Annotated in this window: 24 protein-coding genes and 1 tRNA gene; 7 read left to right on the forward strand and 18 right to left on the reverse strand. The window is 33.7% G+C overall.

What is annotated here, in order from left to right; genetic code table 11:
• Positions 1-9 precede the first annotated feature (9 nt).
• The 3 genes from WFZ85_RS04075 to WFZ85_RS04085 all read right to left on the reverse strand — a co-directional run bounded on the left by WFZ85_RS04075 (position 10) and on the right by WFZ85_RS04085 (position 4,550).
• The gene (locus WFZ85_RS04075) at positions 10-1,437 is read right to left on the reverse strand and encodes a hypothetical protein (RefSeq protein ID WP_342695008.1); all 1,428 of its coding nucleotides are present in this window, start codon (positions 1,435-1,437) and stop codon (positions 10-12) included.
• Positions 1,437-2,177, reverse strand: a complete 741-nt coding sequence (locus tag WFZ85_RS04080) for a glycosyltransferase family 2 protein (RefSeq protein WP_342695009.1) — start codon at positions 2,175-2,177, stop codon at positions 1,437-1,439. The genes WFZ85_RS04075 and WFZ85_RS04080 overlap by 1 nt, the downstream gene beginning before the upstream one ends.
• A 99-nt stretch (positions 2,178-2,276) precedes the next feature.
• Complete coding sequence (locus WFZ85_RS04085) at positions 2,277-4,550, reverse strand: cation:proton antiporter domain-containing protein (protein WP_342695010.1); 2,274 nt, start codon at positions 4,548-4,550, stop codon at positions 2,277-2,279.
• 181 nt (positions 4,551-4,731) lie between these two features.
• Here WFZ85_RS04085 and WFZ85_RS04090 point away from each other — a divergent pair, with 181 nt between their 5' ends.
• From WFZ85_RS04090 to rpoN, 3 genes are all read left to right on the forward strand, one after another.
• Complete coding sequence (locus WFZ85_RS04090) at positions 4,732-7,152, forward strand: efflux RND transporter permease subunit (RefSeq protein WP_342695011.1); 2,421 nt, start codon at positions 4,732-4,734, stop codon at positions 7,150-7,152.
• 60 nt (positions 7,153-7,212) lie between these two features.
• Complete coding sequence (gene asnS, locus WFZ85_RS04095; protein ID WP_342695012.1) at positions 7,213-8,658, forward strand: asparagine--tRNA ligase; 1,446 nt, start codon at positions 7,213-7,215, stop codon at positions 8,656-8,658.
• Between the two features lie 90 nt (positions 8,659-8,748).
• A complete protein-coding gene (rpoN, locus tag WFZ85_RS04100; protein WP_342695013.1) occupies positions 8,749-10,212 on the forward strand; it encodes an RNA polymerase factor sigma-54 in 1,464 nt (487 codons plus the stop codon).
• 30 nt (positions 10,213-10,242) lie between these two features.
• On the opposite strand, the gene WFZ85_RS04105 is transcribed toward rpoN, so the two are convergent.
• The 5 genes from WFZ85_RS04105 to WFZ85_RS04125 form a co-directional block, all read right to left on the reverse strand.
• A complete protein-coding gene (locus WFZ85_RS04105) occupies positions 10,243-10,689 on the reverse strand; it encodes a hypothetical protein (protein ID WP_342695014.1) in 447 nt (148 codons plus the stop codon).
• Positions 10,690-10,783: 94 nt separating this feature from the next.
• Positions 10,784-11,227 (reverse strand): hypothetical protein, encoded by a 444-nt coding sequence (locus WFZ85_RS04110; protein ID WP_342695015.1) that lies wholly within the window; start codon positions 11,225-11,227, stop codon positions 10,784-10,786.
• Positions 11,228-11,321: 94 nt separating this feature from the next.
• Positions 11,322-11,783 (reverse strand): hypothetical protein, encoded by a 462-nt coding sequence (locus WFZ85_RS04115; protein ID WP_342695016.1) that lies wholly within the window; start codon positions 11,781-11,783, stop codon positions 11,322-11,324.
• Positions 11,784-11,877: 94 nt separating this feature from the next.
• Positions 11,878-12,321, reverse strand: a complete 444-nt coding sequence (locus tag WFZ85_RS04120; RefSeq protein WP_342695017.1) for a hypothetical protein — start codon at positions 12,319-12,321, stop codon at positions 11,878-11,880.
• A gap of 94 nt (positions 12,322-12,415) precedes the next feature.
• The gene (locus WFZ85_RS04125; RefSeq protein ID WP_342695018.1) at positions 12,416-12,877 is read right to left on the reverse strand and encodes a hypothetical protein; all 462 of its coding nucleotides are present in this window, start codon (positions 12,875-12,877) and stop codon (positions 12,416-12,418) included.
• Positions 12,878-13,368: 491 nt separating this feature from the next.
• Between WFZ85_RS04125 and WFZ85_RS04130 the strand changes: the two genes are divergently transcribed.
• Both WFZ85_RS04130 and WFZ85_RS04135 read left to right on the forward strand, forming a co-directional pair.
• The gene (locus WFZ85_RS04130; protein WP_342695019.1) at positions 13,369-14,055 is read left to right on the forward strand and encodes a hypothetical protein; all 687 of its coding nucleotides are present in this window, start codon (positions 13,369-13,371) and stop codon (positions 14,053-14,055) included.
• Positions 14,056-14,133: 78 nt separating this feature from the next.
• Positions 14,134-14,739 (forward strand): hypothetical protein, encoded by a 606-nt coding sequence (locus WFZ85_RS04135; RefSeq protein ID WP_342695020.1) that lies wholly within the window; start codon positions 14,134-14,136, stop codon positions 14,737-14,739.
• Here the strand turns inward: WFZ85_RS04135 and WFZ85_RS04140 are convergent.
• The 5 genes from WFZ85_RS04140 to WFZ85_RS04160 form a co-directional block, all read right to left on the reverse strand.
• A complete protein-coding gene (locus WFZ85_RS04140; protein WP_342695021.1) occupies positions 14,734-15,426 on the reverse strand; it encodes a porin family protein in 693 nt (230 codons plus the stop codon). The genes WFZ85_RS04135 and WFZ85_RS04140 overlap by 6 nt on opposite strands.
• Positions 15,427-15,451: 25 nt before the next feature.
• A tRNA-Ser gene (locus WFZ85_RS04145) sits at positions 15,452-15,538 on the reverse strand.
• A gap of 58 nt (positions 15,539-15,596) precedes the next feature.
• Positions 15,597-16,625 (reverse strand): asparaginase, encoded by a 1,029-nt coding sequence (locus tag WFZ85_RS04150; RefSeq protein WP_342695076.1) that lies wholly within the window; start codon positions 16,623-16,625, stop codon positions 15,597-15,599.
• Entirely contained in the window at positions 16,615-17,751 is a 1,137-nt protein-coding gene (locus WFZ85_RS04155; RefSeq protein WP_342695022.1) for a 1-acyl-sn-glycerol-3-phosphate acyltransferase, read from the reverse strand. The genes WFZ85_RS04150 and WFZ85_RS04155 overlap by 11 nt, the downstream gene beginning before the upstream one ends.
• Before the next feature lie 63 nt (positions 17,752-17,814).
• Positions 17,815-18,582: a TatD family hydrolase gene (locus WFZ85_RS04160; RefSeq protein ID WP_342695023.1), complete on the reverse strand. Its 768-nt coding sequence runs from the start codon at positions 18,580-18,582 to the stop codon at positions 17,815-17,817.
• 73 nt (positions 18,583-18,655) lie between these two features.
• Here WFZ85_RS04160 and WFZ85_RS04165 point away from each other — a divergent pair, with 73 nt between their 5' ends.
• Positions 18,656-19,093, forward strand: a complete 438-nt coding sequence (locus tag WFZ85_RS04165) for a retropepsin-like aspartic protease (RefSeq protein WP_342695024.1) — start codon at positions 18,656-18,658, stop codon at positions 19,091-19,093.
• A 280-nt stretch (positions 19,094-19,373) separates the two neighbouring features.
• Here the strand turns inward: WFZ85_RS04165 and odhB are convergent, their stop codons facing one another.
• Positions 19,374-20,597: a 2-oxoglutarate dehydrogenase complex dihydrolipoyllysine-residue succinyltransferase gene (odhB, locus tag WFZ85_RS04170; protein WP_342695025.1), complete on the reverse strand. Its 1,224-nt coding sequence runs from the start codon at positions 20,595-20,597 to the stop codon at positions 19,374-19,376.
• Between the two features lie 86 nt (positions 20,598-20,683).
• A complete protein-coding gene (locus WFZ85_RS04175) occupies positions 20,684-23,455 on the reverse strand; it encodes a 2-oxoglutarate dehydrogenase E1 component (RefSeq protein ID WP_342695026.1) in 2,772 nt (923 codons plus the stop codon).
• Positions 23,456-23,664: 209 nt separating this feature from the next.
• On the opposite strand from WFZ85_RS04175, the gene WFZ85_RS04180 reads away from it, so the two are divergent.
• Positions 23,665-24,114: a hypothetical protein gene (locus WFZ85_RS04180; protein ID WP_342695027.1), complete on the forward strand. Its 450-nt coding sequence runs from the start codon at positions 23,665-23,667 to the stop codon at positions 24,112-24,114.
• Here WFZ85_RS04180 and WFZ85_RS04185 read toward each other — a convergent pair.
• Genes WFZ85_RS04185 through WFZ85_RS04195 form a run of 3 tightly spaced genes read right to left on the reverse strand, consistent with a single transcriptional unit; the run spans position 24,111 to position 26,183 of the window.
• Entirely contained in the window at positions 24,111-24,464 is a 354-nt protein-coding gene (locus WFZ85_RS04185; protein WP_342695028.1) for a hypothetical protein, read from the reverse strand. The genes WFZ85_RS04180 and WFZ85_RS04185 overlap by 4 nt on opposite strands.
• Positions 24,465-24,485: 21 nt before the next feature.
• Entirely contained in the window at positions 24,486-25,202 is a 717-nt protein-coding gene (locus WFZ85_RS04190; RefSeq protein ID WP_342695029.1) for a hypothetical protein, read from the reverse strand.
• 6 nt (positions 25,203-25,208) lie between these two features.
• Entirely contained in the window at positions 25,209-26,183 is a 975-nt protein-coding gene (locus WFZ85_RS04195; protein ID WP_342695030.1) for a polyprenyl synthetase family protein, read from the reverse strand.
• Positions 26,184-26,196 lie beyond the last annotated feature (13 nt).

Below are 26,196 nucleotides of genomic sequence, written 5' to 3' on the forward strand. Positions count from 1 at the left end.
TGTGCTAATCTATTTTAATTTCATAATTAATATAAAGACCCCGTTTTTTTCAAATCTTTTTATAGACTCATAATTATTAAACATGTAATCATAAACATTATCATCTACATTAAAAATATTTGAATATATAATGTACTCACTATTATTTTCTATTATATAATTGTCGAAATATCTTTTGTCATTATTAAAATCAATATCATCTAATGAATAATAATTTGGAAAAAAAGTGTCAACATCTTTAAAATCAACATTATTAGTATCTAAATAATTTATTGCTGCTTGTCTCAAATTATAATATGGCAAATGTGCCAAAGTTGAATCCCATCCCTTTGAAATTTTATCTGGGTATATCCATAAATTACCTGATAAAGAGACAACAAACCATATTATAATCAACATACATCTAAATGGTCTATTTACATAATCTGAAAATAGTATTGAGGCTGACAAAAATGAAAAAGAGAGGTAAATTGGTATTAAATATCTATGACCCATTAAATTTGTTGCCCAAAGCATATTTAACGGTAAAAGTAATAATAGAACGGCAAATAAAAAATACAAAACATGTTTCTTATTGTCCTTAAAAATTAAACTTTTATATTTAAAAAATAGTAAAACAAAAACTATCCAAACTCCAATTCTACCAAAATCGATTAAACGCCAACCTAGAAAAAAAATATTTCTAACAAAACCCTTCCAATCAACTCTCTCAAAACAATCGGCCCAAGGAGAATTTTTATGATAGCCTATCCAACCAGTTTGTTGATAATGATAAGTGCTGAAAGCAATAAATAGCAATAATGCTGGTAAATAAAGTATCGATCTCTTTAATAATGATTGAATGTAACATTTTGTTATACTTTTTTTAAAACTATAATTGACATAAATATCAAGCAACAAAATACAAATTGACAACATCATGCCCCGCATGCTTGTTAAAAATAGACAAAAAATACTTATCACTAATAATGCTTTTCTGTTATTAAAAACTGAATTTAATGCCAATAAAAAGAAAAAAATTAATGGTACATCTGGTGAAACTAATGTTGTTTGGCTCATTAAACTTGCATCAATAAGAATCAATATTAAAGCTATTCCTATGTATTTTTCAGAAATAAATCGCCTACATAAAATATTGAGTTGCCACACAATTCCAAAAGCAAAAGGCAACATAGAAAGATGACTCACTTGTATTGATTTACCAAAAATCTTCCACATTAAAGCTAAGTACATTCCAAAAGCTGGAATATGACCGCTGTCAAGCTCTGTGGGTAAAATTAATTTCGAAAAATTATCATTATAGTAAAAATTTCCATGCCCAGAAGCAAGTTGTATTGTGTCCCAAAAAAAGCCATTGTTTTTATTAACAACTATTATTAAAAAAACCAATAAATTAGCTATAATAAAGTAAACCGTATTCGAAGATTTTACATTCATTACTTGAAAAGTTCTGATTGATAAATTTTATTTTTACTAAAGAAATATTGAAAAGATATTTTAATTACTCCTACTCCATATTTCAAACTTCGTGGAAAGTTTATTGAAGAAGCATTGTCAAAATATTTAGTTGGGCATGTTATTTCGGCAATTTCAAAACCCTTATAGAATATCTGCGCTAAAAACTGGTTATCAAAAATAAAATCATTTGAATTCTTATTATAATCAATTGATGTTAACACTTTTCTTGAATAAGCTCTGTACCCTGTATGGTATTCCGAAAGTTTTTGGTTCATTAAAATATTTTGAAAAAAAGTTAAGTATCTATTGGCAAAATATTTATATAAAGGCATCCCTCCTTTTAAAGCTCCTTTTCCCAAAATTCTGGAACCTATTACCACCGGATAAACATCATTTGCTATTAAATAGCTCATCGAATGGATTAATTTAGGAGTATATTGATAATCGGGATGTAGCATTATAACAATATCTGCTCCCAATTCAAACGCTTTATTATAACAACTTTTTTGGTTTCCACCATAACCTAAATTACTTTCATGTTTTATGATATGTTTAATTCCTATCTGATTTGCAATTGTAATAGTTTCGTCCGTACTGTTATCATCAACTAGAATTACATCATCTACTATATCATAGGGGATTTCGTTATAAGTATCTATTAATGTTTTACTTGCATTATAAGCTGGCAGTACAACGATAATTTTTTTTGAGTTAATCATTTGTTTTTAAAATTTAAAACTGTTAAAAAATCATTTGAGAATTTCTCAAAACTTTATTCTAACCAATAAAACAGTTTTTTATTCTATACTTATAAAACATTACGGTTTCACGATCAAAACCGAAGGAATATCAGCCAACCAAGACACTTCATCTTCTATAAGTTTTTTCCAAGTTTCTAAACTGAAAACAGCTAAATCTTGCTGCAATAAAAATGGTTTGTTAATTTGATTAGGTTGAAAAACGTCAAAATTATCGGTGTGCTTTTCTTCGAGTGCTATTAATGAATTTTGAATAATAAAATTGTTTTTGGTGTGCTCGTTATCATCCAAAATAGTCACATGAGCGTTGTTGTTGTTGTACATTAATTTTTGCGCATAATCAATTAAAAAAACGTCACCAATACTGTACATTCCAATGAAAACATTATCTATTTTTTGTAAATCTTTATCGATTAAAATCCCTAATGGTTTTTTTGTTTTGGAAATCAGTAATCGAGTTCTGTCATCAAATGGAGAGTTTTCAAAAAGTCCTTCTTTCCCAGTAAATTTATCCAATAATCGGTCTGGATTTATAATTCGTGAGGTAAAACCAAGCACTTTCCCCAATAAAGTTCCTTCATAAATTGATTTTCCTACACCCACTAAAACCAAATCATATTGACCTTCATTGGCAATATCAGCAATATCTGTTTCAATATCGCCTGTTGCTTTAAATATAGTGGTAATTTCTTGATTCAGCTTAACCGACTCTTTTACAACAGGTTCAAATGTAGACTCTTCATATTCTTTCAAATTGTAAGCATGCATATCGTCACTCAAAGTTAAGTGCATTGCGGTTACATTGGATTTCTCTTTATCGTTTTTAACTAAACTGTTTGCCAAACGCAAGAGTGACTTTCCTTTTTCGTTATTTCCAAAAGAAATTAAAATTTTGAATTTGGCATTACTCTTAATCTCTGAAGGAACAATAACATCTTTGGTTTTAAAAATAAAATTAATTAAATCCAACGCTGGACCAGTCATAAACGTAGTCACTAATGCCATAATAACCATCATGGTAAATATTTTTGGCGAAAGCACACCAAGTTCGTAACCAATGTTTAGCACCACTAATTCCATTAAACCTCTCGTATTCATCAAAGCGCCAATGGTTAAACTATCGCGCCAACTTTGACCTACAAATCTCGCCGCCAAAGCACTTCCAAAGAACTTACCCACAACTGCCACCAGAATAATAACGCCGGTAACTTTCCACAAATAGGGTTCGTTTATCAATCCGATTTCGGTTCGTAAACCCGTAAAAACAAAAAATAATGGCAACAGTAAGATAATAGAAATATCTTCTACTTTTTCGATAAAAATACTTCTAAATTTGGCGATATCGGGCATAATTGCTCCGGCTACAAAAGCGCCAAACAAGGCATGAATTCCGATAATTTCTGTTAAATAAGACGAAATAATTAGTGTTAAAAAGAAAATAGCTACTACTGATTTTTTAACACTGTCTTTTTTGGCATATAAATCTCCAACCCTTTTTAAGAAAGGCTTCACAACCAAAAGCATCAATAAAACATAAGAAAAGGCTAATCCGATAATGTAAATTGAACTCACAAAACTTCCCGCTTTAACAATTGCGATAACCGCTGCCAACAAACACCATGCAGTTATATCGTCGGCTGCTGCACAGGTTATAACAATTGTGCCCAATTTGGTTTTGTGAAGTCCACGTTCTTGTACAATTCTTGCCAAAACAGGAAAAGCGGTAATACTCATCGCAATTCCCATAAACAAACTAAAGGACAAAAACTCTATTCCTTGTGGCGCAAATTGATAATAAATAAAGTAGGACAACCCAATTCCTAAAGCAAAAGGAATTACAATACTGGCGTGACTGATAACTACCGCTTCGTTTGCTTTATTTTTTAAAACTTTTAGGTCTAATTCCATGCCTATTACAAACATGAATAATATCAAACCTACTTGGCTCAAAACTTGAAGATTCCCCAAAGAAGCTACTGGAAATAACGCTTCTTTCATATCGGGAAAATACAATCCAAAAAGTGATGGTCCAAGAACAATACCGGCAATAATTTCGCCAATTACTGTTGGTTGACCTATTTTCCTAAAAATCCAGCCAAAAATTCGTGCAACTAGAATTATGGTAATTATTTGCAGTAATAATAACGCCAACGGATGTTGAAGATTATGATATAAAGAACTTAAAAACTGCGTCCACTGACTATCAGACGAAGTGGGTGAAACAATTTTTCTACCTACTTCGAGAAATTTTCCTTGAACTACTATCCAATACATCAAGTAGCCAAAACCGCCAGTAATCAGAAAATAGAATAATGTGTTTTTTAGTTTTCTCATCAAAACCTGTATCCTTTACTTCGCAAAGATGCACAAAAGCAACGTATTTTGTTGATTTTTTTTATTGCATTAACAATAATTTAAAATTCAGTAGTCAACCACTTATAAATTAAGTAAAAGTTTGCAAATAACAGGGCATTTTTTGAGGTTTTGATTACCTTTGCAACCCATTTTTGATTTTATGAAAAAGTTGTTAGGTATAGGTTTTTGGGAATTAATTGCCCGAATAATATTAAGAAATAGAACGGCTCTATTGATTGGTATTTTTTTAATTACAGCGCTTTTAGCAACGCAATGGAAAGACCTTAAATTTACACATACTGAAGCCAATCTAATTCCTGCTGACGACAAGGTTAATGTAGATTACCAAAAATTTCTTGGTCGTTTTGGAGAAGAAGGAAACCTCATCATTATTGCCACGAAAGATAAAAAAATATTTACTCCTAAGGTTTATCAAGCTTGGAGTGATTTAATGAATACTATTAAATCGAGCAAAGAAGTCAGCTTGGTATTATCTGTAAATAATTTACAAAAACTTACGAGAAACGACTCCTTATCAACTTTTGAATTTAAGCCATTAGTTGACCAAAGCAAGGTTCAAGATGAACACTATTTAAAGCAAATTCAATCGGAGTTATTCACAAAACTTCCTTTTTATGAAGGATTATTGTTCAATAAAAAATCGGGTGCCATTCGCTCTGCAGTTTATTTAGACAAAAAAATTGTCAATACTAAAAAACGAAAAGAATATATTCTAAACCAGTTAATTCCTGCAATTACGAAGTTTGAAAAAGATAGCGGAATTGTCCTTCACACTTCGGGAATGCCCTATATCAGAACGCTTAATGCTAAAACTATAGTTGACGAAATTGCTTTATTCATTGGCGCAGCGCTACTCATAACGTCACTTATTTTTTTCTACTTCTTCCGCTCTTTTAGAGCAACTTTAATTTCGCTTGTTGTGGTAATCATTGGAGTCATGTGGTCATTTGGCATCTTGGCTACATTGGGCTTTGAAATCACCGTACTCACGGCATTAGTCCCAACATTAGTTATCGTCATTGGAATCCCCAATTGCATTTTCTTTATTAACAAATACCATCAGGAATACCATAAACACGCCAATAAAGCAAAAGCACTACAGCGTGTAATAACTAAAACAGGAACAGCAACTTTGTTAACAAATATTACTACTGCTGTTGGTTTTGCTACTTTTATCGCTACTAATAATGTTTTGTTGAGAGAATTTGGTATTGTAACAACTATCAATATTCTTGCGATATACTTATTGAGTTTGTTGTTGATTCCTATTTTTTTTAGTTATATTCCATCACCAATTCCGCGACATTTAGGTCATTTGAAAAGAGAATCAATTACAAAATTTTTGAAATGGATAGTGAATACTGTAAAACACAAACGCGTTGGCGTATACTTTACAGCCGTTTGCTTGTTGGTTTTCGGGGTTATTGGAATTGGTAAAATCAAAGTTTCGGGCAGCATTATTGAGGATATGCCTAAAAACACAACTTTTTATAAAGACATTCGTTTCTTTGAAAAGGAATTTGACGGTGTGATGCCTTTGGAAATCATGATTGATACTAAAAAGAAAAATGGTGCTTTGAAGCTCAGTAATTTGAGAAAAATGGAAGAACTTTCTCAAACAATTACTGATATTCCTGAGCTTTCAAAACCTTTATCTATCGTCAATGTGGCCAAAAGTTTCAATCAAGCCTATTACAATGGTAACCCTGACTTTTATGCTTTACCTTCACCACAAGAGGAACTATTTTTATTGCCTTATATAAAAAATTCACTGAAAAACGCTAAAGACAATCAGTTGAAAAGTTATATCACTTCGGATGGAAGTGTGGCTAGAATGACCACTTTTATCAAAGATGAAAATGGCGAAAAAATGGAAGCTATTGAAGCACATATTCGAAACAAAGTCAATAAATTATTCCCTTCGCCGAGATATGAAGTTATCATCACCGGAAAAGCATCTGTTTTCCAAAAAGGAACCAAGTATCTTTTAGACAACTTGCTTTCGTCATTGTTTTTTGCCTTTTTTCTTACTGGTGGATTGGTGGTCATCATGTTCCGTTCGTTCAAAATGGTTTTAGTGGCGATTATCCCAAATTTATTGCCGCTTTTAATGACCGCAGGATTAATGGGTTTTTTAGGCATTCCATTAAAACCATCGACTTTATTGGTATTCGGAATTGCTTTTGGAATGTCAGTAGACGATACGCTACGGTTTTTGGCACAATATCGATTAGAATTGTCGCGAAATGACTGGCGAATAAAAAAATCAGTTTTTGCTACTTTTGACGATGCTGGTATCAGTATGTTTTACACCTCTATCATTTTGTTCTTTGGGTTTTCAGTGTTTATGCTGTCAAGTTTTGGAGGAACAATAGCTTTGGGTGGTTTAGTGGCATTGACACTATTTTTTGGAATGTTATCCAATTTAGTATTATTACCTTCCTTAGTATTGACGTTAAACAAAACTTTGGCAAACCAGCAAGAACTGCCCGAACCAACCATCGATTTTTTGGAACATAGTGATGAAGATATAGATGAATTAGAAATGAAAAATAAATAATTTATATTTGCGATAAGTTTCCAAAATCGAAGTCATAAAAATTAAAAATCTACAATTTAAATGAAACATATAAAAGTTAAAGACATACTAAACAGCACAAAATCAAACTATGAAGTAACCGTAAAAGGCTGGGTAAGAACTTTTAGAAACAATCAGTTTATTGCGTTGAACGATGGTTCAACCATTCATAATTTGCAGTGTGTTGTTGATTTTGAAAACACTCCCGAAGTAACCTTGAAAAGAATCAATACAGGAACTGCTGTAGGGCTAACGGGAAATCTGGTGGAAAGCAAAGGTGCAGGTCAAAAATATGAAATACAAGTTTCTAAATTAGAAATTTTAGGTGATTGTGATGCGGAGAAATTCCCAATGCAACCCAAGAAACATTCCTTAGAATTCCTCCGTGAAAATGCGCATTTAAGAGTTCGTACCAATGCTTTTGGTGCCATCATGAGAGTGCGTTCAGTATTGTCATTTGCAGTTCATTCTTATTTTCAAGAAAAAGGTTTTTTCTATGTTAACACACCAATAATTACCGGTGCTGATGCCGAAGGTGCAGGCGAAATGTTTCAAGTGACCTCGTTGTCACTAGATAATCCACCACGAAATGAGGAAGGAAACGTTGATTATAAAAAAGATTTTTTTGGAAAACACACTAATCTTACTGTTTCAGGACAACTAGAAGGGGAAACTTTCGCAATGGCATTAGGTCAGATTTATACTTTTGGACCAACATTTAGAGCCGAGAATTCAAACACATCGCGTCACTTGGCAGAATTTTGGATGATTGAACCCGAAGTGGCTTTCAATGATTTGAACGACAACATGGATTTAGCCGAGGATTTTATCAAATATGTGATTAAATATACGGTTGATAAATGTGCCGATGATTTGAAATTCTTAGAAGGAAGATTATTGGATGAAGAAAAGCAAAAACCACAGGCGGAACGCAGTGAAATGGCTTTATTAGAAAAATTAAACTTCGTTTTAGAAAACAATTTCAAACGCGTTTCCTATACTGAAGCCATAGATATTTTAAAAGAGTCTACTCCTAATAAAAAGAAAAAATTCCAATATCTAATCGAAGAATGGGGTGCCGATTTACAAAGTGAACATGAACGTTTCTTGGTAGAAAAACACTTTAAATGTCCCGTGATTTTATATGATTATCCGGCAAAAATCAAAGCATTTTACATGCGTTTGAATGACAATACTGAACCTGGAAGAGAAACCGTTCGCGCCATGGATATTTTATTTCCAGCTATTGGTGAAATCGTTGGTGGTTCACAACGAGAAGAACGTTATGATGTTTTGGTAGAAAAAATGAAAGCTATTGGTATTGATGAAGAAGAATTGTGGTGGTATTTAGACACGAGAAGATTTGGTTCGGCAGTGCACTCAGGATTTGGATTAGGATTTGAAAGATTAGTGCTTTTCGTAACTGGAATGACCAATATCAGAGATGTAATTCCTTTTCCAAGAACACCAATGAATGCGGAATTCTAGAAAGTTTAATGTTGTTTAAAATTGTTTAAAGTTGTTTAAAACAAAACTGCTTTGAACACTTAAACGCTTAAACCTTTAAACAAAAAAACTATGTTAAAACAATTTCTAAATCTTAAATTATCACAAAAATTATCTCCTCAGCAAATTCAGCTGATGAAGCTAATTCAGTTACCTACGCAAGCATTTGAACAACGACTTAAAGAGGAAATGATTGAAAATCCGGCATTGGAAAGTGGAAAAGAAGAGGAAGAATTATATGAAAAAGACGAGTTTGACAATAATGATGAATATGATGATTACGAAGGCAGCGAAAACATTGAAACTGAAATCAATATTGACGAATATTTAAGCAACGACGAAACGCCTGACTATAAACTACAAGCCAATAATTATAGTGATGACGATGATGACCGAGAATCTCCACTGGCAGAGTCCGTTGGTTTTCATCAAGATTTAATCAATCAATTGAATACTTTTATCCTCACCGAAGAGCAACGCAATATTGCCGAATTTCTAGTAGGAAGTATAGATGATGATGGTTATTTACGAAGAACAATTACCGATATCGTGGACGATATGGCGTTTACGCAAGGGGTTTACACCGATGAAAAAACCGTTGAAAAAATTCTACATATCGTTCACGAACTGGAACCTTCTGGTGTGGGTGCCAGAGATTTGCAAGAATGTTTGTTATTGCAATTAAAACACAAAACCCCGACGGAATACATTGAATTGGCGCTTGATATTATCGAAAATCAATTTGATGCGTTCACCAAAAAGCACTACGACAAACTGCTTCAAAAATATGAGATTTCGCAGGACAGGTTGAAAAAAGCCATTGAAGAAATAGAGAAATTAAACCCAAAACCTGGTGGCGCATTTGATAGTAGCAGTCGTGCGGTAGAACAAATTGTCCCCGATTTTGCTATTAGAATTATAGACGGCGAACTAGAATTGACTTTAAACGGCAGAAACGCGCCCACATTACACGTGTCTAAAGATTATCAAGAGATGTTGCAGACTTATAAAGATTCTCGAGACAAATCACATTCACAAAAAGATGCGGTGCAGTTTATCAAACAAAAATTAGACTCGGCCAAATGGTTTATTGATGCTATTCGACAGCGACAAGAAACGCTTTTTGTTACCATGAATGCCATTATGCATTTTCAACAGGAGTATTTTCTTGATGGTGAAGAAACCAAGTTGAAACCCATGATTTTAAAAGACATTGCCGATATGGTTGGGTTAGATATTTCTACGGTTTCAAGAGTAGCCAACAGTAAATATGTGGACACACCTTATGGCACTAAATTGATAAAAGAATTCTTTTCAGAATCAATGAAAAACGATCAAGGCGAAGATGTATCTACTTTAGAAATCAAAAAAATATTGAAAACTATCATCGAGGAAGAAGACAAAAGCAAACCTTTGCCCGATGATCAATTGGCCGAAATTCTTGGAGAAAAAGGATACCCTATTGCCCGAAGAACCATTGCAAAATATAGAGACTTACTCGATATTCCTGTAGCGAGAATGAGGAAGAAGATTTAAAAAAAGCTGCCAGTACTGACAGCTTTTTTATTATTGAAAAACTACTGGTTTTGATGATTTTGGTATTTTGACGATGTGATAGGGTTGTACCATTGAGTTGAAGCAACTATTTATGTCTCCTGTCCTTGAAAATTGAACAGTTATGTTATCTTCATTTTCAATTATAGCATCTATGTTTACAAAAAAATTTGTACAAGGTCTTTCAGAATCAATAATTGCAATGACATCGTAATTAACAAAATCTAGTGTCGTTTCTGTAAAAGTATTTGAGACAGAATTCATAGAACTAAGTAATAAATTCCAATTAGTTTGATTTGTAATTCTTGTTGAGATTTGTGTTAAACCAGTAATATCATTCCCCTTTCCAATTAATATAGGTGTAATTGTTACGGGTTCAAAAGGAGCTGGTGAACTATCATCATCATTACAACCAGTTAGCATGATAATGCATATAAAAATTAAAAAAAATGTTTTCATAGCGTTTGATGTTTTAGGTATTGCAACCAAGATACAAAAAGTAACGTTAGGTTGCTTTAAATAAAAAAAGCTGCCAGTACTGACAGCTTTTATACTATTGAAAAATTACTGGTTTTGATGAACGTGGGATTTTAACAATGTGATAGGGTTGATTCGTATCTGTAAAACCATCTCCAATATCCATTGAAGAATAATTAACAGTAATGTCATTCTCATTTTCGATAACAGTATCAATGTTGACAGAATGCCCTGTATCGGGTCTTAAAACATCAATAACCACAATTACTTCGTTTAGCGAAAAATCAACATTCGTATTAAGTGGTGCTCCTACTATGTCATCCATATTAATCAAAAAAGCGTCCCAGTCAGTTTGTGTACTAATTACAAAATTACCTGATGTAATCTCATCAGTACTGAAACCCTTTCCTATTAGTACAGGCTCTATAGTTATAGGCTCAAAAGGAGCTGGTGCACTATCATCATCACTACATCCTGTTAGCATGATTATGCACAAAAAAGATAAAAAAAGTGTTTTCATAGCGTTTGATGTTTTAGGTATTGCAACCAAGATACAAAAAATAACGTTTGGTTGCTTTAAATAAAAAAAGTTGCCAGTATTGACAGCTTTTATATTATTGAAAAATTACTGGTTTTGATGAACGTGGGATTTTAACGATATGATAGGGTTGACGAATTCCAGTAAATCCATTCAATGGATCACCTGTAGCCGTGAAATCAACAATAATGTTTTCTTCATACTCAATAATAGAGTCAATGTTTATGTCATAACTACTATTTGGTCTAACTCGATCCAAAACTAGTAGAATAATATAATTAGTAAAATCAATATTTATTTCAGCAAAATTGTTAGAAACATTGTTTATCGAGTTCATTTGTGTTATTAAATTATTCCAATCTGTTTGATTTGAAATCACCGTGTTCTGTTGTGGAATGTTTTCACCACCGGAGAGATAGTTTTTACTAATTAAAATAGGAGTTATTGTGACGGGTTCAAAAGGAGCTGGTGAACTATCATCATCATTACAACCAGTTAGCATTATAATGCACATAAAAGTTAAAAAAAATGTTTTCATAGCGTTTGATGTTTTAGATATTGCAACCAAGATACAAAAAGTAACGTTAGGTTGCTTTAAATAAAAAAAGTTGCCAGTATTGACAGCTTTTAAATTATTGAAAAATCACTGGTTTTGATGATATGGGTATTTTAACGATGTGATAGGGTTGATTCGTATCTGTAAAACCATCTCCAATATCCATTAAAGAATAATTAACAGTAATGTCATTTTCATTTTCGATAACAGTATCAATGTTGACAGAATGCCCTGTATCGGGTCTTAAAACATCAATAACCACAATTACTTCGTTTAGCGAAAAATCAACATTCGTATTAAGTGGTGCTCCTACTATGTCATCCATATTAATCAAAAAAGCGTCCCAGTCAGTTTGTGTACTAATTACAAAATTACCTGATGTAATCTCATCAGTACTGAAACCCTTTCCTATTAGTACAGGCTCTATAGTTATAGGCTCAAAAGGAGCTGGTGCACTATCATCATCACTACATCCTGTTAGCATGATTATGCACAAAAAAGATAAAAAAAGTGTTTTCATAGCGTTTGATGTTTTAGGTATTGCAACCAAGATACAAAAAATAACGTTTGGTTGCTTTAAATAAAAAAAGTTGCCAGTATTGACAGCTTTTATATTATTGAAAAATTACTGGTTTTGATGAACGTCTGATTTTAACGATATGATAGGGTTGACGAATTCCAGTAAATCCATTCAATGGATCACCTGTAGCTGTGAAATCAACAATAATGTTTTCTTCATACTCAATAATAGATACAATATTTATGGTATAACTAGTAGTAGGTCTAACTCGATCCAAAACTAGTAGAATAATATAATTAGTAAAATCAATATTTATTTCAGTAAAATTGTTAGAAACGTTGTTTATGGAGTTCATTTGAGTTATTAAATTATTCCAATCTGTTTGATTTGAAATCACCGTGCTCTGTTGTGGAATGTTTTCACCACCGGAGAGATAGTTTTTACTAATTAAAATAGGAGTTATTGTGACGGGTTCAAAAGGAGCTGGTGAACTATCATCATCATTACAACCAGTTAGCATGATAATGCACATAAAAGATAAAAAAAATGTTTTCATAGCGTTTGATGTTTTAGGTATTGCAACCAAGATACAAAAAGTAACGTTTGGTTGCCTAAAACCCCAAAAAACCTTCCGAAGACCAAAAAGGGGGATATTTTCTTACTTCGGACGGCTACTTTTAGTCTACGGACAACTATTTTTACTCAACGGACAACTACTCTTACCCTTCGGACGACTATTTTTACTCTTCGGACAACTACTCTTACTCTTCGGACAACTATTCTTAGTTTACTGACAAGTACTTTTACTTTACGGACAACTACTTTTACTCTTCAAATAGGTACTTAGTAGCAGCTATTACCTATTGTGACAGCTCTTATAACTATTTACTATTAGCTCACTACTAGTACTTATCTGCTAACAAGTACGTCATTACTTTACCAATTAAAATTTATAATTTCTTTACTATTTTTTTCACATTTTGTTAATAATATCCTATTAATCAAATGATTAAATTTGACTATATTAATTGCTAAAACATAAAAATTATGAAAAAAAAGGAATTATTTCGTTCGTTTAACTTTTCTGATGGAAAGTTAGTTGCTATTGGTAAAGAGAAAATTGCCTATATGCGCAGAGACAAAATAGAGTTTGAGAAGTATGGCATTACTACTGCCAATTTTGACGCGCTAGAAGAAGAAATCGATAAATTTTTAGACACTGCAACCGACATTGAAAAGTTGGGTACCCAAACAGACACCACTGCTATTAAAGACGCCAAAGCCGAGGAATTGCGCCAAGCCATCAGAGTAGTAATGACCCGCGTAGTGCTGGTTTATGAAGAGGGAAGTTCTAATTTTAGAAAATTTGGAACTGAAACTCTTTCTAAACAATTAGATTCTGATTTGCTCATTACGGGCAAAAGAGTGGTTCGTGTAGCTAATGAATTTTTTACAGCCCTTGAAACTAAAGGATTAAAAGCTGATATGCTAGCCAAAATTACGGTTTTGCGCGAAGAATTAGAGGATTTGATAGTAGATGTCAGATTGAAAATTGCCGAGCGAGATATTGACCAACAAGAAAGAGTAGAAAAAGCCAATGCTATATATGAAACCTTGGTTAAATATGCTGTAACAGGTCAAAACATTTGGGTTAGTACTGATGTGGCTAAGTATAATGATTATATTATCTATAATACCGTTAGCGGCGAAGCTGAGGACGAAACCACAGTTTAAAAACAAACACCTTCTTTAAAATGCTCTTCAAAATGGAGAGCATTTTTTTGTTATTTTATATATTTGAAAAAAATAACTTTGAAAAAATACCTTCCCTTTTTTTCCTATGTCTTCCATCCTATTTTCATTCCGCTTTTAGGAACATTTTTTTATGTGTTGCTCGATAGTATTTACCTTACCAAGGCACAACTGTGGCTTTTGTTTTTACAAATTTTTATTATCACGTTTCTGCTTCCTATTGCTTTTTTTTATTTGCTGCGAACGCTAGGAAAAATTGACACTATGATGCTTTCGGAAATTTCACATCGAAAAATACCTTTGCTACTTCATGTCTTTCTACTGGCAACATTAGTTACAAAAGGAATCACCATTGATCGATTTCCGTTATTGTTTCTCTTCTTTATGGGTGGAATCATCAGTGCATTGATGGCTTTTTTATTGTTATTCTTGAAAATAAAAGCCAGTATTCACATGATTGGGATTAGTGCCTTGACGGTTTTTATTATTGGATTAAGCATCAGTAACGAAGTAAACACGCTACATCTTGTAGCCTTTTTTGTGATGCTAAACGGTCTTGTCGCTTCTTCAAGACTGGTCATGAAGGCACATACTTTAAAAGAATTACTCATTGGTTTTATAGCTGGAACGCTGCCACAGCTTGCATTACTATACCTTTGGTTATAGTATATAAAACATCAAACCAATGTTTAAAGCACTCATTTCAATAGACCTATTTTGGATTTGAGCAGAAGATTTAAATAACGGATTAAAACCATAGTACAGATAAAGATTCCATGTGTTCCAACCCACAGCAGCATAAGCACCATAGTGAAAGGCATTCAAATCAGTATTTCCAGTGCTTTTTATGTTTAAAGTAGCCGATTCATATTTATAACTATCATGTAGCAGATAACTCAATTTTATTCCGGTATAAATTCTCCAAAACTGATGATTTTCGGGCGTTGAAGTACGCCATCTAAATTCTATAGGTAAATCGATGAAGTGCAGCGTCAACCTGTCTGTAGTATAATCCACACCTTCACCAATAATACTATACTGATTGTTTGCTGCAGATGTATTAATAATCAAATTGTGATTATAACTTGCAATAGAGTAGCCCAAACCAGCTGCAATAGCCAAAGTTCGGTCTTTATTTATAGGCATATCTCTCAGAAACCCAAGCGAAATTCCGGGGGAAAATTTATTTTGGTCAAAACCGTCTGGAGATTTTCTTACGCTATTATACGTGAAATTGATATAAAATTGATCTTCTCGATATAAAGAGTCAACAGCATCAAAATCGATTTCATCTTTTTGAGCCAAGACGCTCAGGGACACAAAAAATGGTATGATGAAAAGCAATATTCGCATACAACTATTTTTGATAAAATATCAGCAGAGAGGATGGGATTCGAACCCACGATACAGTTACCCATATACAAACTTTCCAGGCTTGCTCCTTCAACCACTCGGACACCTCTCTAATTGTGTTACAAAGAACAACAAATTTTTTCAGTAAAAAAAGTTAGATACACTATTTATTATAGCATTTCCCCTCGCAACGAGGTTTCAAAAATAGTTTTAAAAACGGCAGGAGAAACATTTTGTCCTAACAAATACATTAACTTAGTTATAGCTGCTTCTGTAGTAATATCTTTCCCAGAAATAACCCCAATTTCTTTCAACTGTGTGCTGGTTTCATATTGACCCATGTTGACACTTCCGCCTGAACATTGGGTCACGTTGATGATATGCAAACCGCTTTTTATAGCTGTTTTTAGGGTTTTGATAAACCAATCATCAGTTGGCGCATTTCCCGAACCATAGGTTTCAAGAACAATCCCTTTTAAATTTGGAATTGCTATAATTGATGATAGAACCACTTCGTTGATTCCGGGAAACATTTTAATAATAACTACCTCATCATTTAACTGCTTGTGTACTTGTAGTTTTTTATTCCCTTTTTTATGTATAACAGCTGTCGCATCTATTTTTAAATGAACACCCGACTCGGCTAACGGAGGAAAATTGGGCGATGAAAAGGCATTAAAATGTTCGGCATTTATCTTGGTAGTTCTATTACCGCGATATAATTTATATTCAAAATATAAACAAACCTCTTGAATCACTGGTTTTCCTTTTTGTTGTAAAGAAGCGATTTGAATGGCTGTGATTAAATTTTCTTTGGCATCTGTTCTTAAATCGCCTATGGGCAATTGTGACCCTGTAAAAACTACAGGCTTACCTAAATTTTCTAGCATAAAACTCAATGCTGAAGCTGAATAAGACATGGTGTCAGAACCATGAAGGACCACAAATCCATCAAAACTAGTATAGTTCTCTTCAATAATGGTGGCGATTGTGACCCATTTATCAATACTAATGGCAGAAGAGTCTATCGGCTTTTCAAAAGAAATGGTCTCGATAGTACAATCGAGTTGCTGTAGTTCGGGTATTTTTTGAAGTAATTTTTTAAAGTTGAACGCTTTCAACGCACCGGTTTCAAAATCTTTCATCATACCGATAGTTCCACCAGTATAAATCAAAAGTATGTTGGGTTTAGATTGCATTCTCATACTTTGATTTGTTGACCACTGGATTGGCATACATGGCTAAGAAACTCTCAAGCATCTGTTGATTATTTTGGTCGATTTTTAGCTCTAGTCTTCTTTCGAAAAGCGATTTTTCATCGGCAGTATAATGACTTTCAAAGGTATTTGTCTTATATAATAAATCGTAAGCAATATAATTAGTTGGCCACAACCTGTAGCTTTGTAAAATGGAATCATCTATTGCTTGAGCTAAAGCTTGTATTTGTTTATTACTATTGTCAAACTCGGCTTTAATGGTGTCCAGTTCTTTATCTAAAACAGCACCAACATGAATATGGATGCGTTTTTTTTGCCCAATTATCCCACTTAATAATGTTACAAAATCTTCGTTCTTTTCTTTGATGTAAATTTCATTTTTGGCTTCTGCTATTAGTTGAGGCATTTTTAAGGCATCAGTTGGGTCATACTCATATGAAATAGAAACGGGGACTATTTTTATTTTCTTGAAATAATCCATTAAATTAGGCTCATCTGAACCCATGGCAAGCATTTTCAATACGCCAGGATGCGTGGCATCACTGCCATCTTTGGTTCTACCTTCGCGTTGTGCAATCCAAACCGAACGATTTTCGCGCAACAACAACTGCCCGATATATTCCGACATTAATTTTGAACTCTGCAATAACTCTCTTGGCGACAAACCGCGCTGCACTAAAAAATTTCTGTTGAGCTTGGCTAATGTGTTCATAAAATCGCGCTTCACTAGGTTATCGCCAATAGCCGACGCTGTCATAACAAATCCGTGTTCAAACAAACAAGCATTAAGTAAAGAAGTGTCCAAAATGATATCTCTGTGATTGGAGATAAAAAGATAAGAAGTGTTTTTTTCTAGCTTTTCAAAACCAGAAGTTGATAAACCATCAGAGCTTTTTTCCAAGACTTTTTTTAAGGCTTTGTAAATAAAATTGCATTGAAAGTCACGGATAGAATGCGTTCGTTTCAATTGTTCTTTCCATGTTTCATCTTCGAGTTCAGGAAATGTAAAATTCATGATGGCTTTCATCATCGGATGATTTAACGAGGCACGAATAGCGTCATTTACTTCGGTATCATAAAACGGACGAATGGCGTCAAATTTTTGCATGAGTATTTAAATTTTACAACAACAAATGAACAAAAAAAAACTCAATTGTAATGGATTGAACCCTTAAATCCCAAAAACAGCTTTTGAGTTTTCGGTGGTAATTCGAGCAATTTCGTCTACTGGAAGATTATAAATTTCTGCCAATTTTTGAGCTACTAAAACGGTATAACTACTCTCATTTCGTTTGCCTCGATATGGAACTGGCGCTAAATAAGGCGAATCGGTTTCGAGTACAACATGTTTTAAATCTATTTCGCGAAGAAACTGATCTACTTTTCCATTCTTGAAGGTAACAACACCACCAATTCCTAGCTTCATATTCAAATCAATGGCTCTTTGGGCTTGACTGAAATTGCCTGTAAAACAATGAAAAATACCAAATAAATCAGACGCTTTTTCACTTTCTAATACTTCAAAAACTTCGTCAAATGCGTCACGACAGTGAATATTAATGGCTAATTTGTATTTTTTTGCCAATTGAATTTGATGTTGAAAAGCGTGTTGCTGTTGTTTTAAAAAAGATTTGTCCCAAAACAAATCAATTCCTATTTCACCAACAGCATAAAACTTTCTCTTGGCTAATTCTGTTTCCACATGCGCCAATTCTTCCAAATAATTTTCTTTGACATAGCAAGGATGCAAACCCATCATTAAGAAAATATTCTCTGGGAATTGAGTTTCCAAATCATACATTTTTTGGGTATAGGTTGAGTCTATTGACGGCACAAAAAAGCGAGAAACGCCTGTATCGATAGCTCTTTGAATCATCTCGATTTGGTCATTTTCAAATTCCTCTGAATAAAGATGAGTATGTGTATCGGTTAAAATCATGTTGTTTCTAAAGTGGCAAAGTTACAAAGTTTGCTATCGATTTTTGAATTACATTTGACATCATTTTACATTTATGAAACATCTTCAGGACTTACTCAAAAAAGAAAATTATAAAAAAATCAAATTTAAAGTTTCTAAGACACAACATTTGTTGATAAAAGCCACAGTAAATGGTGTAAAAGGAAACTTTATTCTCGATACTGGTGCTTCTAATAGCTGTGTTGGTTTTGAAGGAATTGAGTATTTCAACTTAATTGCAAAAAAATCAAAAACCAAAGCTGCTGGTGCTGGTGCGACTGGAATGTTTACACAATTAGCAAAAAATAACTCGTTAAAAATGGGACGCTGGAAAACGAACGAATTTCATTTAGTTATTTTTGATATGACCCATGTTAATGAAGCGTTACAACAACACAATGCTAAACCGGTTCATGGGATTATTGGCGCGGATATTTTACTAAAAGGTAAAGCGATTATTGATTATTACAATCATTGTTTGTATTTGCGGTAAACTTTTTTCAATCAATAAAAAGTAAATGTTGTATCGAAAAACATCAAGGAAAATTAACAAAATAATAATACTTAATTTGGTGCTAAATTTTGGCAGTACTGTAATAATTACTACTTAATAAATATTATCAATTAGCATAGTGATAAAAATAAATCCTTTCACTGCTTATTTTTTGTTTTGCATCATAGCTTAAAAGTGAAAGACAAATAAACTAAAAATCCCGCTTAGAAAACCAAGCGGGATGAGATTTTTCCTTCGTCAGAAAGACAAAGTTATGAGGTTATAATTCCAAAGCTCTCTTTGCATTTCCTCCCATTAATATTTCTACTGGGTTTTCCAAAGCTTCTTTTACTGCCACAAGGAAACCAACTGATTCACGACCGTCGATAATTCTGTGATCATAAGAAAGTGCTACAAACATTACTGGAGCAATCACGATTTGTCCGTTTTTCACAATAGCTCTATCTACTACGTTGTGCATTCCTAAAATCCCTGATTGTGGCGGATTGATGATTGGCGTTGACAACATACTTCCGAAAACACCACCATTAGAAATGGTAAATGTTCCTCCAGTCATTTCGTCTACGGTGATTTGTCCGTCGCGAGCGCGAATAGCTAATCTTTTGATTTCAGCTTCAACACCTCTAAAAGAAAGTGTTTCTGCATTTCTCATTACAGGAACCATTAATCCTTTTGGTCCAGAAACGGCTACTGAAATATCGCAAAAATCATAAGATATTTTTTCTTGGCCGTCAATCATTGAGTTCACATCAGGAAATAATTGCAAAGCTCTTGTAACTGCTTTAGTAAAGAACGACATAAAGCCCAAACCTAAACCGTGTTTGTCTTTAAAAGCGTCTTTATATTCAGCTCTCAAGGCATAAATAGCGGTCATGTCAACTTCATTAAAAGTAGTTAACATAGCGGTTTCATTTTTAGCCGAAACTAATCTTTCTGCTACTTTACGACGCAACATAGAAAGTTTTGTTCTTTCAGAACCACGAGTTCCACCTGTTGGAGTTCCCATTGAAGGCACAGCGTTTACTGCATCATCTTTAGTTATTCTTCCGCCTTTTCCTGTTCCTACAATGTCAGTAGGTTGGATATTCTTTTCGTCTAATATTTTTCTTGCTGCTGGCGATGGTGCTTGTGTAGCGTATGTTGCAACAGGTTGCGCGGCAGGTTTTGGCGCTTCAACCTTTTTCTCTTCTACTTTTGGTGCTTCAACTTTAATTTCAACTACGGGCGCATCACCACTTGGTTTAGCCGCGCTTGTATCAATTAAACAAACCACTGCGCCAACAGCCACTGCGTCGCCTTCTGATGCTTTTAATGTAATAATTCCACTGGCTTCTGCAGGTAGCTCTAAAGTAGCTTTATCAGAATCAACCTCAGCGATTGCTTGGTCTTTTTCTACATAATCGCCGTCTTTTACTAACCAAGTAGCAATTTCAACTTCTTTTATCGACTCGCCTGGTGAAGGCACTTTCATTTCTAAAATCATCTTATTTTTTGTTTAAAGTTTAGGTTGTTTAAAGTTTCACGTTGAATCATCATACCTGAAACTTTAAACTTGAAACAAATTTTTATCTATCTAAATAAATTTTTATCAAATACCATTCTTATTGCATCAGCATGGCGTCTTCTATCTCTTGTATGACTTCCTGCTGCTGGTGCTGCGTATGCTTTTAAGGATGCTAATCTCCATTTTACTAAATCGAAATTCATTAACATAAAACTATATGCTCCCATATTTTTTGGTTCTTCTTGTGCCCAAACATAATCATCTGCATTTGGATAACTCGCAATAATTGCCTTTAATTGTTCTACTGGCAAAGGAAATAGCTGCTCGATACGAACCAAAGCTACATCATTTCTGCCGTTATTTTCCCTTTCAGCAAGAATGTCGAAATAGAATTTACCAGAACAAAAAACGACTGTTTTTACTTTTTTCTTATCTACTGAATTGTCGTCAATTGTTTCTTGAAATTGCCCGCTATATAATTCCTCACGAGTAGATACACACAATGGATGACGCAACAAACTCTTGGGTGAGAAAACCACAAGAGGTTTGCGGAATTTGGTTTTCATTTGACGACGCAACAAGTGGAAGAAATTGGCTGGCGTTGTACAATTAGCAATATACATATTATGACGTGCACAAAGTTGTAAGTAACGTTCCATTCTAGCCGATGAATGTTCGGCGCCTTGACCTTCATAACCATGAGGCAACAACATCACAATTCCGTTTTGGTTGTTCCATTTGTCTTCGCCACATGAAATATATTGGTCAATCATGATTTGTGCACCGTTAGAGAAATCACCAAACTGCGCTTCCCAAATTGTCAATGCATTTGGATTGGCCAACGCATAACCATAATCAAAACCTAAAACTCCATATTCTGATAGGAAGGAATTAAATACATTGAATTTTCCTTTTTTATCTTTAAGTGAATTTAAAAGTATAACTTCTTCTTCACTGTCTTCTACTTTTACCACAGCATGACGATGGGAGAAAGTTCCTCTTTCTACGTCTTGTCCAGAAATTCTAACATCATATCCTTCTGTTAAAAGCGAACCATAAGCGAGAGTTTCGGCTGTTCCCCAATCGATAACATCATTTTCAAACATTGTTTTTCTATCGCTAACAATTTTAGTGATTTTATTGATGAATTTTTTATCAGATGGCAAAGTAGAAACAGAAACTATGATTTCTTCTAATTTCTTTTTATCAAAAGTAGTATCGACTTTTTTCAACATTTCGTCATCAGAAACCTGAATATATCCGTCCCATTCATCTTGTAAAAATGGTTTGATTATGGTTACCTCTTTTTTTCGTGATTCTTGCAGATTTTCATCTAACTTCTCTTTGTATTCATTTTCGATTTTTGTTAAATATGCCGCATCTACGATTCCTGCTGTAATTAATTTATCAGCATAAATATCTCTAGGGTTTTTATGACGAGCTATAATTTTATATAAGACAGGCTGAGTAAAACGAGGTTCATCGCCTTCGTTATGACCATATTTTCGGTATCCCAATAAATCGATGAACACATCGCGTCCAAACTGCATTCTAAAATCTAATGCAAAAAGCATGGCGTGAACCACTGCTTCTGCATCGTCTGAATTGACATGAAGCACTGGCGACAAGGTTACCTTGGCCACATCAGTACAATAGGTTGAGGAACGCGCATCAAGATAGTTAGTGGTAAAACCTACTTGATTATTTATCACGATGTGGATCGTTCCAGCTGTTTTATAACCATCCAATTGAGCCATTTGCACAATTTCATATACAATTCCTTGTCCTGCTATTGCGGCATCGCCGTGAACAGCGATAGGTAATACTTTGGAGAAATCGTCTGGAAAATATTTGTCTTGTTTAGCACGAGTGATACCTTCTATCACTGCGCCAACAGTTTCTAGATGTGAAGGATTTGGCGCTAAATTAATATTGATTTTTCTGCCTGATTTGGTTTTTCTTTCTGCGGTTAAACCCAAGTGGTATTTAACGTCTCCATCAAAGTACTCTTTATCGTAATCTTTTCCGTCAAATTCGGAGAAAATATCTTGTGTAGATTTACCAAAAATATTGGCTAATATATTCAATCTTCCGCGGTGCGCCATTCCCATCACGAAATGTTCCACTCCTTTTTCGGCAGCTGATTCAATCAATGCGTCGAGTGCTGGAATGATACTTTCACCACCTTCTAGGGAAAATCTTTTTTGACCTACATATTTAGTATGTAAAAAGTTCTCAAATGAAACCGCTTCGTTTAATTTTCCTAAAATATGTTTCTTTTGCTCCGAGTCAAAATTTGGAAGATTATCGTTTACGTTTAATTTATTTTGAATCCACTGAATAACTTCTGGTTTTCTCATGTACATGTACTCAATACCAATATGTTGGCAGTACACGTTTTTGAGATGAGAAATAATCTCTTTCAACGTTTTTGGCTGATGACCAAGCACTTTGGCCGCATCAAAAACCGTATTCAAATCAGCGTCAGAAAGGCCAAAATTTATCAATTCTAATGTTGGCTCATATGCTCTTCTATCTCTTACAGGATTGGTTTCTGTAAACAAATGTCCGCGAGTTCTGTAGGCATCAATCAATTTCAATACATTGAACTCTTTTTGTAATTTATCTGAAACTTGACCATTTTGAGGAACATTGGCAGCGTAATTGGCTAATTCCACAACAGCATTTTCTTCGTTGTAAGTGGTCATTCCGAAATCAAACCCTTGAAAAAAAGCTCTCCAACTTGGTTCTACACTATCAGGATTTTGAAGGTATTGTTCATATAATTCGGCAAAAAACTCAGTATGTGCTGCATTCAAAAAGGAAAACCTGTCCATATTTTTTGTAAGTAAATGATTTTTATAAAAAAATTCTACGCAAAAGTATGATATTTGTTATAATGTATCAATGATTTTAATACTTTTATAACGCTAAATAAATATACAAACGTATGGTCAGGTATACTTTTACTTCTGTTTCCAAAGTGTTTTTGATTTTAATTTTTCTTGTTCTACCTTTTAAAGTTTTATCACAGAATGATGCAAATATGAAACCCAAAAGCAGTTTTTGGAGTCATGTGCAATTTGGCGGAGGTTTTGGCTTGTCATTAGGCAATGATTTTACAAATATTACGATTGCACCGAGCGCCATTTATAATTTTAACCAAAAGTTTGCTGCTGGTGTTGCCCTTCAATATAGCTACATTGACCAAGAAAATTTTTTTTCGTCGAATGTTTTTGGTGGTAGTTTAATTGGACTATACAATCCTTTGCCAGAAATTCAGCTTTCGCTAGAGTTAGAAGAAGTTAATGTGAATAATACTTATGTACAATTAACCGAGCAATTTAACGAAAATTTTTGGTACACTGGTTTGTTTGTTGGTGCGGGTTATCGAACCGATAATGTGACACTGGGTTTTAGATATAATTTACTTTTTGATAGAAATATCGATTTGTATGGAGAAGCATTTATGCCTTTTGTGAGGGTATTCTTTTAATATTTATTCCTAAACCAAACCTTCATCCATTCGCGTTTTAAAATTAAAAAGGCGACCTGCTCTGAAAGTTCCACTAAATAGGAACCGTCCAATTGTTTAACGGCATCTTCGGGAACATCAATAATGTAAAGTAGGTTTAAATATTCGGCAAATTTATATTGAATTAAACGATATAATTTCTCATGAAGTTGAATTTTGAGTTCTTGAGGCGAGGTACTTTGTGGAAAATCGATAGGTTCATTGGCCAAATTAAAGTCTTTATTAATTTGATTGATTAAACTAGAATACAGTTGTTCTTGTTGTGCATATGACAATAGGTCATCTGTTGAAATGGGAACTGGAAAATTCATGCTTATTTAATTACTATTATTTTATTCTTTCCAATAGCTAACAATTTTTGCTAAAATCACATCGCCACCAGCATAAAAAAATACTGCGCCCATCGGCGGATTTGCTGCAGGAATTAATCCAGACGTTTTTGGAACCCAAGTCCAACATTTAAAAAATGTGCCAACTAATTCGATAAAGATAACACAAAGAGCAATGGTATAATAAACGTTTTGCCATTTTTTTCTTCGCATTAATACAAAGAATAATAATCCAAAAATAATTGAAAACCAATGATTTAAAACCAGTCCAACACCTAAAAAAAGAATTGCGAAGGATGTAAAAAAAATTTTTTTGAGCAAAATAGTGTTTCGAACTATCAATGAGTTCTCAGCAAAAACAAATCCTGACGCATAAACAATGGCATGACCAAATGGGACATAAAGCGGGATATCTGCTGTTCTGTAATTATACATTCCAAGAAGTTTGCAAAAAATTAGTTCTCCTAAATAGGATAAAAAAACCATGGTAAACATGAGCTTTCTCAAATAGGATTGTGCCGAATTAAAAAACAAACAGAAGTATAGTATCGCCAATACATTAGTCAGATTTCTACCATCAAAATAAATGTTAGAAAAACTGGTGGAATCTATCCAAAGTGCAATAACAGTAAAAACAGGAAAGAAATAAGCGTAAAAAAAAGTGCTACCTTTTTTTTGTTCCGATGACTGGAATATCGATAACCGTTGGAACCAATTCATTTTGAGTTACACTTTCCTACTCATTAATTTCTCGCCAAACGATTTGAGCATTTCTTTTTTGCTTGGTTCGATATCCATTTTTTCAAGAGTTTCAAAAGCAAGAAGCGTGAAATCAACTATCGCTTTTTGTGTGGCTGCACTTGCACCAGTTTCGTTAAATAAAAGTTTAACAGAATTTATTTTATCCGTATTATCGTTTGGTTGAATAGAAAACAAGTGCAGTAATTGCTCTTTTTGTGAAGGTGTTGCAAATTCTAATGCTTTTAAATATAAATAGGTTTTTTTGTTTTCGATAATATCGCCACCCACTTGTTTTCCGAATGTTTCTGGATTCCCAAAAGCATCCAAATAATCATCTTGCAGCTGAAATGCCAAGCCGAGATTCAGTCCAAAATCGTAGATGAAGTTTTTGTTTTCTTCATTAGTTTCAGCCACAATTGCACCCATTTTCATCGATGCGCCAACCAAAACCGCGGTTTTATATTCAATCATTTTTAAATATTCCGGAATGGTAACATCGTCGCGCGTCTCAAAATCAACGTCGTATTGTTGTCCTTCACATACTTCGAGGGCTGTTTTACTAAAAAGTTGGGCTAATTCCCGAAATATTTTTGGTTCATATTCCTCAAAATATTGATAAGCCAAAATTAACATCGCATCACCCGAGAGAATTCCGGTGTTGATGTTCCATTTCTCATGCACTGTTTCGTTTCCTCTTCGCAAAGGCGCATCATCCATAATGTCATCGTGAATTAACGAAAAATTATGAAAAACCTCAACCGCAGTGGCAGCAGCTAATGCTTTTTTACAATCGGTATCAAAAACTTCAGTCGCCATCAAGGTCAAAACTGGACGCAATCTTTTTCCACCTAACGAGATAATATATTGAATCGGTTCATATAAATTCTTCGGTTCTTTTTCGAATAACAATGAATTGAAATGCGCTGAAACTAGACCTTGATAGTGAGATATCGCTTGCATGATTTTTTTTTGC

Origin of the sequence: Flavobacterium aureirubrum (assembly GCF_038739835.1) — a bacterium.
GTDB classification, from domain to species: domain Bacteria; phylum Bacteroidota; class Bacteroidia; order Flavobacteriales; family Flavobacteriaceae; genus Flavobacterium; species Flavobacterium aureirubrum.

Excerpts from the sequence above, each read along its gene's own strand:
- WFZ85_RS04075 (WP_342695008.1), bottom strand. The coding sequence starts at position 1,437 with ATGAATGTAAAATCTTCGAATACGGTTTACTTTATTATAGCTAATTTA.
- WFZ85_RS04080 (WP_342695009.1), bottom strand. The coding sequence starts at position 2,177 with ATGATTAACTCAAAAAAAATTATCGTTGTACTGCCAGCTTATAATGCA.
- WFZ85_RS04085 (WP_342695010.1), bottom strand. The coding sequence starts at position 4,550 with ATGAGAAAACTAAAAAACACATTATTCTATTTTCTGATTACTGGCGGT.
- WFZ85_RS04090 (WP_342695011.1), top strand. The coding sequence starts at position 4,732 with ATGAAAAAGTTGTTAGGTATAGGTTTTTGGGAATTAATTGCCCGAATA.
- asnS (WP_342695012.1), top strand. The coding sequence starts at position 7,213 with ATGAAACATATAAAAGTTAAAGACATACTAAACAGCACAAAATCAAAC.
- rpoN (WP_342695013.1), top strand. The coding sequence starts at position 8,749 with ATGTTAAAACAATTTCTAAATCTTAAATTATCACAAAAATTATCTCCT.
- WFZ85_RS04105 (WP_342695014.1), bottom strand. The coding sequence starts at position 10,689 with ATGAAAACATTTTTTTTAATTTTTATATGCATTATCATGCTAACTGGT.
- WFZ85_RS04110 (WP_342695015.1), bottom strand. The coding sequence starts at position 11,227 with ATGAAAACACTTTTTTTATCTTTTTTGTGCATAATCATGCTAACAGGA.
- WFZ85_RS04115 (WP_342695016.1), bottom strand. The coding sequence starts at position 11,783 with ATGAAAACATTTTTTTTAACTTTTATGTGCATTATAATGCTAACTGGT.
- WFZ85_RS04120 (WP_342695017.1), bottom strand. The coding sequence starts at position 12,321 with ATGAAAACACTTTTTTTATCTTTTTTGTGCATAATCATGCTAACAGGA.
- WFZ85_RS04125 (WP_342695018.1), bottom strand. The coding sequence starts at position 12,877 with ATGAAAACATTTTTTTTATCTTTTATGTGCATTATCATGCTAACTGGT.
- WFZ85_RS04130 (WP_342695019.1), top strand. The coding sequence starts at position 13,369 with ATGAAAAAAAAGGAATTATTTCGTTCGTTTAACTTTTCTGATGGAAAG.
- WFZ85_RS04140 (WP_342695021.1), bottom strand. The coding sequence starts at position 15,426 with ATGCGAATATTGCTTTTCATCATACCATTTTTTGTGTCCCTGAGCGTC.
- WFZ85_RS04150 (WP_342695076.1), bottom strand. The coding sequence starts at position 16,625 with ATGCAATCTAAACCCAACATACTTTTGATTTATACTGGTGGAACTATC.
- WFZ85_RS04155 (WP_342695022.1), bottom strand. The coding sequence starts at position 17,751 with ATGCAAAAATTTGACGCCATTCGTCCGTTTTATGATACCGAAGTAAAT.
- WFZ85_RS04160 (WP_342695023.1), bottom strand. The coding sequence starts at position 18,582 with ATGATTTTAACCGATACACATACTCATCTTTATTCAGAGGAATTTGAA.
- WFZ85_RS04165 (WP_342695024.1), top strand. The coding sequence starts at position 18,656 with ATGAAACATCTTCAGGACTTACTCAAAAAAGAAAATTATAAAAAAATC.
- odhB (WP_342695025.1), bottom strand. The coding sequence starts at position 20,597 with ATGATTTTAGAAATGAAAGTGCCTTCACCAGGCGAGTCGATAAAAGAA.
- WFZ85_RS04175 (WP_342695026.1), bottom strand. The coding sequence starts at position 23,455 with ATGGACAGGTTTTCCTTTTTGAATGCAGCACATACTGAGTTTTTTGCC.
- WFZ85_RS04180 (WP_342695027.1), top strand. The coding sequence starts at position 23,665 with ATGAAACCCAAAAGCAGTTTTTGGAGTCATGTGCAATTTGGCGGAGGT.
- WFZ85_RS04185 (WP_342695028.1), bottom strand. The coding sequence starts at position 24,464 with ATGAATTTTCCAGTTCCCATTTCAACAGATGACCTATTGTCATATGCA.
- WFZ85_RS04190 (WP_342695029.1), bottom strand. The coding sequence starts at position 25,202 with ATGAATTGGTTCCAACGGTTATCGATATTCCAGTCATCGGAACAAAAA.
- WFZ85_RS04195 (WP_342695030.1), bottom strand. The coding sequence starts at position 26,183 with ATGCAAGCGATATCTCACTATCAAGGTCTAGTTTCAGCGCATTTCAAT.